Below are 10,454 nucleotides of genomic sequence, written 5' to 3'. Positions count from 1 at the left end.
TAACTAATCATTTCGTTTAAATAACGTTTAGCAATTTGAAGTTTCTTTTCCTTGGTAAGATGAGTCATTTATGAGTTCGCCTCCTATTGTTGGAGTGTCCAACAATAGGGGGGCAGTGCACGTGCCGAGGAGGCTCAGCTTCCTCCCCTCGGAAAGCGAGAGTCCGCAGCGCAATGGAACGGGCTTGTTGAAAGGGTAAGACCCCACAGCGTAGGTGGAATGGGCTTCTTTAAATACCAAAATCATATAGTGAATATTTATTTTTTAGAAAGATCATTTTAGTTTTGTTCAGCATTTTTTGTTGCCTTTTTAAATAAAAATTTTAAGCTGGAGTGAAATGATTAACAGTTCATCTTCACTATATTTGAATGCAGTACTGTAATCTTTGAATCAAAGAGCCTCGATCACCTGCAAAATCTATTATAGAAATAGTTTCATAATAGGAATAAGTTTTTCTTTCAAATTGCCAGTCATCATAAAGAACACTTATCTTTAGCTGACTTTTAGGCATAATTTTGCTGGTATCGAAGGATGCAGTCAACTCATGAAATAAGTTATGGCTTAACTCATAAGCTGCAAGTTCAATAGAAAACTTCCCTGCCACACTTTCCCACCAGGTTTGAAATCCTTTAAAGACTTCTTTGTATTCCTGAAAGCTTTCTGGATTGTTCAAAAAAAGCTTCTCGTAAAAAGGGCAGCTTTCATTGTGGAAAATCTCAAGATCTTCCGCATTGCCAGGATCTTTTGAAAGTCGCAAGTTTATTTTATCCCAAAGTACCGACAGTTCATTTTCAAAATCCTCGGCAAGACATTTGAGCTGAGGGATATAAGGAAATTTCAAGTAACCTTTTTCCCCTTCCTTTTGATTCACATATATATTCTGTAAAAATAGTAAAAAGTTAAGTGTATATGGTGTATCCATTCTGATTGTAAATGTTTGTTCTTCCAAGAATCTCACCTTCCTTTTAATTATTGCTTATTTTACTATATTTTGCGTTTTTAATATTAAAAATATAAATTTACCAAAACCATTTCTTTTCTAATTCGTATAAATGATAGGGAGGGAAATGAATGAATCTATTACAAGTAAATATTGCAGCTGCTGGCTATGAAAAAGATGAAGCAAAAATAAAGGATATTGCCTTTGCAATCGGAAAAGGCGAGCTCATCGGACTGATTGGACCAAATGGTGCTGGAAAAAGTACAACCATTAAAACCCTGCTTGGGCTCTTGCCCTATAAAGATGGAGAAATATCATTTAAAGAAAATGCAACGTATTCTTACATTCCTGAGCGGCCCATTTTTTACGATGAATTAACATTATGGGAGCACCTCGATTTTGTTGCAGCAGTAGAAGGACTGGATGATCATACATATAAAGAGAAAGCGAATAAATTGCTGCAGCAATATAAATTAGCTGAACATGCTCATGAATTTCCTGGAAAATATTCAAAGGGAATGCAGCAGAAAGCTATATTAGTATTATCGATGATCACAGACCCGGATATTTATATTATTGATGAGCCATTTATCGGATTAGATCCTAATGCAATGAAGCTTTTTCTTGAATCCATCGAAGAAGAAAGAAAAAGAGGCGCAGGAATTTTAATGTCAACACATGTTTTGGATACAGCAGAAAAGGTATGTGACCGTTTCTTAATGATTCATGAAGGACAGCTGCAGGCGAAAGGCACATTGGCAGACATAAGAGAGCAGTGCTGTTTGCCGAATGCTTCTCTCTTTGATTGTTTTCACCAAATCGCGGAGGGTAAGTTCAATGAATAGCAGCAGTATTTTTCTTCGGAGGCTGAAGGAAAACCAGCGATACAAACGCAAAGTCTGGAGAACTGTGGCAGATTGGACCGTTGTTGTTTATATCATCATACCAGCCATACTTATTGGTATTTTTAGATATATTTCATGGTGGCAGGAGACGCCAGCATGGGCAGAGCCTCTCCACCTATCAATCTTCTTTTTCGGATTATTCCTGCTGTCGTGGTATGGCAATATTCAGACATATGTGGAAGAAGCAGATAAACTATATTTAGTGAAAAGAAGAAAGCTTTTTCTGGGTGTAAAAGTCTTTGGCTATGGTTATTCAGTGGCAGCAGAGGCTTTGGGCACAATTGCTATACTGATTATTCTCTCACCCATTTTTATTGTGAAATTCAATATTGGGATTGGGTTAATTTTTTTGTTATTTTTCTATTTTTTTTCACTCCGCTCCACGATCCTAATTTGTAAATATCATTGGAAAAGGATAGAAAGCCGCTGGATCGGCATGTTCACAGGAATATGTTTATTTGCCGTTTTAGGCGGAATACATCTGGGTGCCTATTCTCTATTTGTGGGTGGAGACCTCTTGAATCTTGTACTGGCTGGTATGAGTTTTATCCTGCTGGTTGGCAGTGTGATTGTTTCCTATCGGGCGCTGCAGCACGTTTCAACGATTGATCATGACATCAAGATGGGACAAGAAAACAAAAACTCAGGCATAAATATGATTTTTACCATTTCACAAGATGTAGAGAAGCCTGTCATCACAAAAAGGAAACGTCCTCTCTTATTTAGAAGATCGAAAAGGATGTTCAAAAAGAGAACAAAGGCAAATGGGTTTACAGAACTTTTTATAAAGGCATTTATACGTAATTACTCTTATTGGCTCAGTTATTTTCAGATGACGTCCGTTGGTGCGGCCGCTATAGTTGTGATACCGCCGCTGTGGATTAAATCCATTATCTTTTTCGCTTACTTGTTCATGATGTATACATGGCTTCAGTCAGTTTGGGATAAGGTCTTTCAAGTCAATCCAATTACAAAGAAATATACAGAAGCTAATGATTACTTTAAAGCAAGAAAAAGAACGATTTTGATTTTATACTTTATTGCGATTCTGCTGCTTATCGGAATCTCCTCAGTGGGATTGTTTATATATTCCTCTTTCTCTATTCTGTATCAAATGCAATAATCAACTATTTTCATCGTTTTGTTTTATAATGTGATGAGAATGAAAAACCTATAAAAAATACATATAAAGATTTCGAGGAGGATGAATCATGAATGTGCTTGACTGGAACAAGGAAGTTAATAATCGAAAAGAAAGCCTGATTAAAGATACGCAAGGTCTTCTGCAAATTAAAAGTGTGCTGGACGAAGAAAATGCAGCAAAAGATGCGCCGCTTGGACAAGGGGTAAAAGAGGCACTGGATTTTATGCTGACACTCGGTGAAAAGGACGGCTTTACAGCCAAAAATGTCGGCAATCTGGCAGGACATTTAGAGTTTGGAGAAGGAGAAGAGATCGTCGGAATTCTATGTCATGTGGATGTTGTTCCAGAAGGGGACGGGTGGTCAAGTAATCCTTTTGGAGCTGAAATTCGTGATGGCAAAATTTTTGCAAGAGGAGCAATTGACGATAAAGGACCAACAATGGCAGCATATTACGGCATGAAGATTGTGAAGGAATTGGACTTGCCTCTTTCCAAAAGAGTTCGCATGATTATAGGCACAGATGAAGAAAGCAATTGGCGCTGTGTGGATCATTATTTTAAGCATGAAGAAATGCCAACACTTGGATTTGCTCCAGACGCTGATTTTCCAATCATTTATGCGGAGAAAGGGATCTCCGACTTTGATATTGTGCAGCTGAAAAAAGAACATAAGGAAGCTGAAAATGTTCAGGCAGAAGTGAACAGCTTTCATTCAGGCTTGAGATATAATATGGTCCCTGATTTTGCGAAGGCTTCATTGCTGATCCACTTTGAACCAACCGAGATTGTGCAAAAGTACTCTGATTTTCTTCGGGATGGAGTTCTTGAAGGTAAATATTATATGGATAATGGAATGTTAATTTTAGAACTTCAAGGAGTATCTGCTCATGGATTAGAGCCTGAAAATGGAAAGAATGCCGGCTTACTGATGGCTAATTTCCTTGCGGGTATTCAGCTTGATGCAGAATCTCAGCATTTTATTACATTTACAAACCGATATTTTTCCGGCGATTCACGCGGGAAAAAGCTTGGAATTGCGTTTGAGGATCACATCACAGGCGAATTAACTGTTAATGTTGGAAAACTTGCTTATACAAAAGAAGAAGGCGGCCGTCTTGGTTTAACTGTAAGATACCCTGTTACGAATGAGATGGATCAGACAAAAGAAAAACTGGACCAGCTATTGGAAGAAAATCGGTTTGCCATTGAAAATTTTTCAGATTCAAAACCTCATCATGTTGCTGAAGATGATTTTCTTATTCAAACGCTTAAAAAGGTGTATCAATTACAGACAGGAGAAGAACCGGAGCTGCTTTCAATCGGCGGCGGCACATATGCACGGTCGTTAAAATCTGGAGTTGCCTTTGGTCCGCTTTTCCCCGGAAGAGAAGACATTGCCCACCAAAAGGATGAATATATGTATATTGAAGATCTGGTAAAGGCTGCCGCGATTTATGCTCATGCAATTTTTGAGCTTGCCAAATAAGAGAATAGGCTGTTAAGATAGCAGAAAGTTTAGTGCTTTAAAGTGCGTTGGCAATTATTAGTGAGGGGTGCTGGAAAAATGGAATATGTCATTGTTAATGGAGAATTCGTAGAACGTTCACAAGCAAAAGTAGATATTGAGGACAGGGGATTTCAATTTGGTGACGGAGTCTATGAAGTTATTCGCGTATATAATGGAAAAATGTTTACGGCAGATGAACATCTAGAACGCCTTCATGTAAGCGGAGAGAAAATTGGTCTGAAGATTCCCTATTCCGTTGAAGAACTTAAAGAACTGCTTGCAGAGCTGATCAGCAAGAATGATTTAAAGCTTGGAACAATCTATATGCAATTTACAAGAGGGGTTTCACCTAGGAATCATCCGTTCCCTGCTGAAACGATTGCACTGGGTTTTACCGCAAATATTAAACATGTCGGACGCCCTTCTGAAAACATGGATAATGGAGTAAAAGCTCTATTAAAAGAAGATGTTCGATGGCTGCTTTGCGATGTGAAAAGCTTAAATCTTCTTGGCAATCTTTTAGCTAAGCAGGAAGCCGTTGCAGCAGGCTGTTTTGAAGCCATTCAGCACCGAGGCGAAACGGTGACAGAAGGCAGTGCCTCCAACATTTCTATTGTTAAGGACGGCAAAGTGTTTACACACCCTGCTACAAATCTCATTCTAAATGGAATTACAAGAAGAGTATTTCTTGATCTGTGTGAAAAAAATCAGATTCCATATGCAGAGGAAGCCTTCACACTTACTGATCTATTAGAGGCTGATGAAGTGTTTTTATCAAGTACCACAGCGGAGATCATGCCGATTATTCATATCAATGATAAGCCAGTCGGAGCAGGTGCGCCTGGACCGGTAACAAAGAAGCTGCAAGAGCTGTTCCTGCACGAGATCGAAGAACAGTGCGGGAAGATTATGTAATGATAGAGACTCCTTCTAGATATTCTAGGAGGAGTTTTTTCTATTCTCTCAGAAAGCAGTAAATTAACAGCATTGAATAAAATACTCCCGCCTCTTTGGAAACTGCCTCCTTCATCTGCTAAAATGAAAAAAATGTATTTTGGAGGTTATTTAGTGGGAAGAGATCATAATTTCTTTGCTTTAAGTTTGCCTGAAGATGTAAAAAGGGAAATGTGGAGTTATTTTGAAACATATAAAGGAAACCTTCCATTTAAAACATGGGTTCACCAGGAAGACTATCATATTACACTTGCCTTTCTTGGCGGAGCGGAGCAAAACATGCTGGCGGAAGCGATCGATCTAGTGAGGAGTTCTCTGCAGCAAGAAGAAATAGGGTCTTTTTCATTACGAATAGATAAGCTTGGTGTATTTGGCCAAGCTGATTCTCCGCGCATATTCTGGGCTGGATTGAAAGAAAGCCCGCCCTTGCATACAGTGAGAAAGGGAGTATACGATGCTTGTTTAAAAGCAGGCTTCCAGCTAGAGACCCGTCCGTTTAAGCCCCATATAACAGTGGCAAGAAGATGGCAAGATGAGTCAGCCTATTCAAAAGAACTTTTTAAGCCTAAGGAATGGATGTTTATGGCAAACGAAGTTGTGTTATACAAAACAAATATGCATCAAACACCAAAATACGAAAGAATAGCCATTTTTCCTTTACGGTAGATATATAATGAGATATAGGCCGGTTTAAGCGAATGCCATGCAGTAAGTTCGCACATTTATAAAAACGAAAAATAGCCTAAGAATAAAAGAAACAAGGCAGGGGCAGAAATGGGACAATTAATTAAATTACAAGACTATGTGTCAAGATATGAGCAGAATATATATTTATACCCTTCCAGATATGTCAGGCTTAAAAAGCAGCAATGGGAAAAACTGCAAGCAGCCTGGGAAAACAAGGATGAGCCATCACCTTTCTTTGAAAGAGCTTTAGTGGAAGAAAATTGGACGCCTGAAGCAGAGGAAAAGCAGATTCTGCAGAAACTAAAAGGTCTTTTTAAAAATGAGCGCAAAGCGGAAGAACCGATGGAGGTACATGCAGCGGAATCAAGCGGCGAAAAGCAAAATCAAGACCAAGCTGATCAGCTGGAATTCAGTGTTTCTTATAGCAGCAGGCCACATTCACTAGAACTTTTAAAACAGCAATTTCTCGATCAGATTTTTCGATTCCAAATGAAATGGGCGAGTTCCACCTTAATGGAAAAATCATTTGTCGATAAAACATTTTACTATAATGAACAGTTAAAGTATTTTCTGCAGCGCTTTCCAGACACCTTTCTTGTCTTATTCCACCCGATTTTTCTGCTGAAAAATGCTCCGGTAGAAACAGAAACGATGGTGATCACACCGACTGAATTATGGTGTATCAGTTTCTTAGAAGAAGAGGAAAATGCAGTGTTTGTGGGGTCTCAGGAACATTTCTGGCTAAAGCGCGGAAAAAATGGCGAAAAGAAAATATTAAATCCGATGCTTGCCTTAAATCGGACTGAAAAGATTGCTAAACAGATTTTTAAACTGCATGATATTGAACTGCCGATCAAAAAAGCAATCATCAGCAGAAATGGTTACATTGATTTCCCAGCTGCGCCAATCGATATTGAATTTATAGAATCAAGAAAATATGATGAATGGTTTCAGAGTATGAGGGGTCTGCGTTCACCTTTAAAGCATATTCAAATGAAAGCAGCATCTCATCTGCTTCAATATTGTCTTACATCCTCCATTCGGCGGCTGGAATGGGAGCAGCAGGATGAATGAGCAGACTGACCAGCTCATATGTATCGTGAATCCGTCTGCGCAAAATGGGGGCTGCCTTAAAATATGGAGAAAACTTGAGGAACAGTTAAAAGCAGAAGACGTCTCTTACATTGCTTATTTTACAAAAGAAAAGAACCATGCTGCCGAACTGACAAAGAAGATTGCAGAACAAAAGCGGGGGAAACCTGTGCTTATTGCAGTGGTTGGCGGTGATGGTACGATGCACGAGGTCATGAATGGTGCGGTGAAGCATAAGAATGTCAAAATCGCCTTTATACCAGGCGGGTCAGGAAATGACTTTTCAAAAGGTTTTCATGTTTCCAGCGATGCCATGACAGCCTTAAAAGAGTTACTGCCTATCAGAGATCAGAAAGGCACATATGTTGATATCGGTATCATATACGAAAAAAACAATAAAGAACCAAATTATTTTATTAACAATATGGGTGCCGGTTTCGATGCCGAGGTTGCTTTTGAGGCGAACCATTCACCTTTTAAGCAGCTGCTAAATGTATTTTCATTAGGCAAGCTGGCATATGTATTAATATTGCTTAAAAGGCTTTTCACATACCGGAGAACGGAATTAGACATAACGATTGATGGGAAACGCTATCAGTTTACTAACGTTTGGTTTGTTGCGATTTCCAATCAGCCATTCTACGGCGGAGGAATGAAGATTGCGCCCCATGCCTCTCCCCTAGATGGCAAGCTCGATATAACCGTTGTTCATCATGTGTCCAGGTTGAAGCTTTTATTTGTATTTCTAACTGTTTTTTCCGGTAATCATGTACATATAAAAGGCGTTGAAATATTTAAGGGAAGGTCGATTCAAGTAGACTCCCGTTCCCAGCTTTCTGTTCATGCAGATGGAGAGGCAGCCGGGAATACCCCGATATCAGTTGCTCTTTTGCCGCGGCAAGTACAAGTTTTGTATGGAATTAATCAGAAGGAAAAAGAGGAGGTTCGGCAGTGTTGATTAAGATTGAAAGGGATTTTGAAGCATATTTAGATGAAATCAGCTTGATAACCATCCTGCTTCCTTATGATTATTATGAAGGAAAATCGGCTGCTTTTTTTATCCAAAAAGATCAAGAAAGAGTCCAGCTTGAATTGCTTGGCAGCGAGCTAATTGAGGAGTATGTAAAGTATTCTTGCAGACTGGAACAGAGTATAGACATTGGATCGGAGTATTGGATTGAAGATGAACATGGAAATAAAACTGATTTACAAATAGGTGCCGTCATTCGCACAGAGGCATTTGATGAGTTATTTTATACAGAGTGCAAATTGGGTTTTACTTATGCAAAAGCAAAGACGTCTTTTGCTCTATGGGCTCCAACAGCTGGGAAGGTGAAACTGAGACTTTATAATGATGATGGCAGTGAGTCACAAGAAGAGCTGATGAATAGAGGAGATAAAGGAGTTTGGGAGCTGACAATCGATGGCGACCTGGAAGGAAGAAAATATACATATCTTGTATGCGTTAATTTACGCTGGCAGGAGGCTGTGGATCCATATGCAGCTGCGCTTACGCCAAACGGAGAGCATGGTGTGATTGTTGATTTGAAAAAGACAGCTATGACGAAAAGAGAGCTGCCAGCGTTAAGCAGTCATGTAGATGCCATAATTTATGAAACACATATTCGTGATTTAACGATCCATCATGATAGCGGTGTAAATCAAAAAGGTTTATATAATGGTGCGGGTGAATTAAACACAAAAAACAGTGGTGGAGGATTGACAGGATTATCATACGCTGCTGACCTTGGTGTAACTCATATTCAATTTCTTCCTTTTCATGATTTTGCAGGCGTTGATGAGGTAAAGAGTAATAACGAATATAATTGGGGCTATAATCCCCTTCATTTTAATGTGCCTGATGGAAGCTATTCAACAGATCCCAGAGATCCTTACGCACGGATTAAAGAATTGAAGGAATTAATATCTACTGTCCATTCATTAGGTTTAAGGGTTATAACAGATGTCGTATACAATCATGTATACGAACGGGAAAGCTCTGCATTTGAGAAGATTGTTCCCGGCTATTTTTTTCGGCATGATGCTTTTGGTATGCCATCAAATGGAACAGGGGTCGGAAACGACATTGCCTCAGAGCGGAAAATGGCGAGGAAATTCATTATCGATTCTGTACTGTTTTGGCAAAAAGAATATCATGTTGACGGTTTCCGCTTTGATTTGATGGGAATCCTCGATGTTAAAACCATGAACCTGATTAGAGAAAAAACAGCTGAAAACGATTCTTCGGTTCTTTTATTGGGAGAAGGATGGGAGTTAAATACACCTATACCAGCAGAGAAAAAAGCGAGTATGCGCAATCAGTCTAAGATGCCGGGAATTGCTCATTTTAATGATCGATTTAGGGATCGAATAAAAGGCAGTACGTTTCATTTATACGATAAAGGCTTTGCGTTAGGAAATGCAGGTTATTACCATGATGCTGCGGAAGTGATCGGCGGCAGTATTGGGATGCTGGATGAGAAGGGATTATTCCTCTCTCCTGAACAGTCCATTAACTATGTGGAAGCCCATGATAATCATACGCTCTGGGATAAGATCACTGCCTGTTTTCCGGATGAAGATGTACACAAATTAATGCTGCGCCATCGATTGTCTACCGTGATGACAATCTTGGCTCAAGGTGTTCCATTTCTTCACAGCGGACAGGAATTTTTCCGCACAAAGCAAGGAGTGGGAAATAGCTACCGTTCTTCAAATGAAATTAATCAGATGGATTGGAGCAGAAAAGAAAAATATGTTGATCATGTAGATTATATTAAAGGGATTCTCTCAATCCGCAAAAAACACGGAGCATTTCGCTTCCGAGAGGCTGAAAGAATTCGAAAGCATCTCCGTATTCTAGAAGAGCGGAAGCCTGTTTTAGGTTTTGCACTGCAGGAAGTAAAGGAGTTTGGAAGCTGGAACCAAATACTAGTGTTCATTAATCCTTTTCATGATGTTTGTATTGCGGATCTCCCCGCAGGAAGGTGGTCTGTAATCGCAAACGATCAATATGCAGGAATAAATGAGCTGGAGGCTGTTTCGAAAAATATGATATTGAAGCCTATCAGCACGTACGTTCTAATTCAGGAGGAAATATAAAAGCTTATGGAGATAGACTTGACGGCTAAAGCCCTAAAGAGATAAAATTTACTATTATAGCTATTGTTGAAATGGAATCAATAGCTTTTTTTTATTGGAAAAATGAAGGAGCTTCAATAAAGC

General features: G+C 39.2%; 9 protein-coding genes. 8 read left to right on the top strand and 1 reads right to left on the bottom strand.

Annotated elements, in window-relative coordinates; all coding sequences use genetic code 11:
• Positions 1-358: 358 nt before the first annotated feature.
• Positions 359-841 (bottom strand): hypothetical protein, encoded by a 483-nt coding sequence (locus F7732_RS09770; RefSeq protein ID WP_151573657.1) that lies wholly within the window; start codon positions 839-841, stop codon positions 359-361.
• Between the two features lie 230 nt (positions 842-1,071).
• Here F7732_RS09770 and F7732_RS09765 point away from each other — a divergent pair, with 230 nt between their 5' ends.
• The 8 genes from F7732_RS09765 to pulA all read left to right on the top strand — a co-directional run bounded on the left by F7732_RS09765 (position 1,072) and on the right by pulA (position 10,331).
• Positions 1,072-1,785: an ABC transporter ATP-binding protein gene (locus F7732_RS09765; RefSeq protein WP_151573656.1), complete on the top strand. Its 714-nt coding sequence runs from the start codon at positions 1,072-1,074 to the stop codon at positions 1,783-1,785.
• Positions 1,778-2,968: an ABC transporter permease gene (locus F7732_RS09760; protein ID WP_161598858.1), complete on the top strand. Its 1,191-nt coding sequence runs from the start codon at positions 1,778-1,780 to the stop codon at positions 2,966-2,968. The genes F7732_RS09765 and F7732_RS09760 overlap by 8 nt, the downstream gene beginning before the upstream one ends.
• Positions 2,969-3,056: 88 nt before the next feature.
• Positions 3,057-4,475, top strand: coding sequence for a dipeptidase PepV (gene pepV / locus F7732_RS09755; RefSeq protein ID WP_151573654.1), 1,419 nt, complete (start codon positions 3,057-3,059; stop codon positions 4,473-4,475).
• Between the two features lie 78 nt (positions 4,476-4,553).
• A complete protein-coding gene (dat, locus tag F7732_RS09750) occupies positions 4,554-5,411 on the top strand; it encodes a D-amino-acid transaminase (RefSeq protein ID WP_151573653.1) in 858 nt (285 codons plus the stop codon).
• A gap of 153 nt (positions 5,412-5,564) precedes the next feature.
• Entirely contained in the window at positions 5,565-6,116 is a 552-nt protein-coding gene (gene thpR / locus F7732_RS09745; RefSeq protein WP_240056576.1) for an RNA 2',3'-cyclic phosphodiesterase, read from the top strand.
• A 108-nt stretch (positions 6,117-6,224) separates the two neighbouring features.
• Positions 6,225-7,211 (top strand): NERD domain-containing protein, encoded by a 987-nt coding sequence (locus tag F7732_RS09740; RefSeq protein WP_151573652.1) that lies wholly within the window; start codon positions 6,225-6,227, stop codon positions 7,209-7,211.
• Complete coding sequence (locus tag F7732_RS09735) at positions 7,204-8,187, top strand: diacylglycerol/lipid kinase family protein (RefSeq protein ID WP_151573651.1); 984 nt, start codon at positions 7,204-7,206, stop codon at positions 8,185-8,187. The genes F7732_RS09740 and F7732_RS09735 overlap by 8 nt, the downstream gene beginning before the upstream one ends.
• Positions 8,184-10,331, top strand: coding sequence for a type I pullulanase (gene pulA, locus F7732_RS09730; RefSeq protein ID WP_151573702.1), 2,148 nt, complete (start codon positions 8,184-8,186; stop codon positions 10,329-10,331). Before F7732_RS09735 ends, pulA begins: the two co-directional genes overlap by 4 nt.
• The last annotated feature ends 123 nt before the right edge of the window (positions 10,332-10,454 follow it).

Source organism: Bacillus mesophilum, assembly GCF_008923265.1.
In the GTDB taxonomy this organism is placed as follows: Bacteria; Bacillota; Bacilli; order Bacillales; family Cytobacillaceae; genus Cytobacillus; species Cytobacillus mesophilum.
This window is presented reverse-complemented; position numbering and strand designations above follow the sequence as displayed.

Excerpts from the sequence above, each read along its gene's own strand:
- F7732_RS09765 (WP_151573656.1), top strand. The coding sequence starts at position 1,072 with ATGAATCTATTACAAGTAAATATTGCAGCTGCTGGCTATGAAAAAGAT.
- F7732_RS09760 (WP_161598858.1), top strand. The coding sequence starts at position 1,778 with ATGAATAGCAGCAGTATTTTTCTTCGGAGGCTGAAGGAAAACCAGCGA.
- pepV (WP_151573654.1), top strand. The coding sequence starts at position 3,057 with ATGAATGTGCTTGACTGGAACAAGGAAGTTAATAATCGAAAAGAAAGC.
- dat (WP_151573653.1), top strand. The coding sequence starts at position 4,554 with ATGGAATATGTCATTGTTAATGGAGAATTCGTAGAACGTTCACAAGCA.
- F7732_RS09740 (WP_151573652.1), top strand. The coding sequence starts at position 6,225 with ATGGGACAATTAATTAAATTACAAGACTATGTGTCAAGATATGAGCAG.
- F7732_RS09735 (WP_151573651.1), top strand. The coding sequence starts at position 7,204 with ATGAATGAGCAGACTGACCAGCTCATATGTATCGTGAATCCGTCTGCG.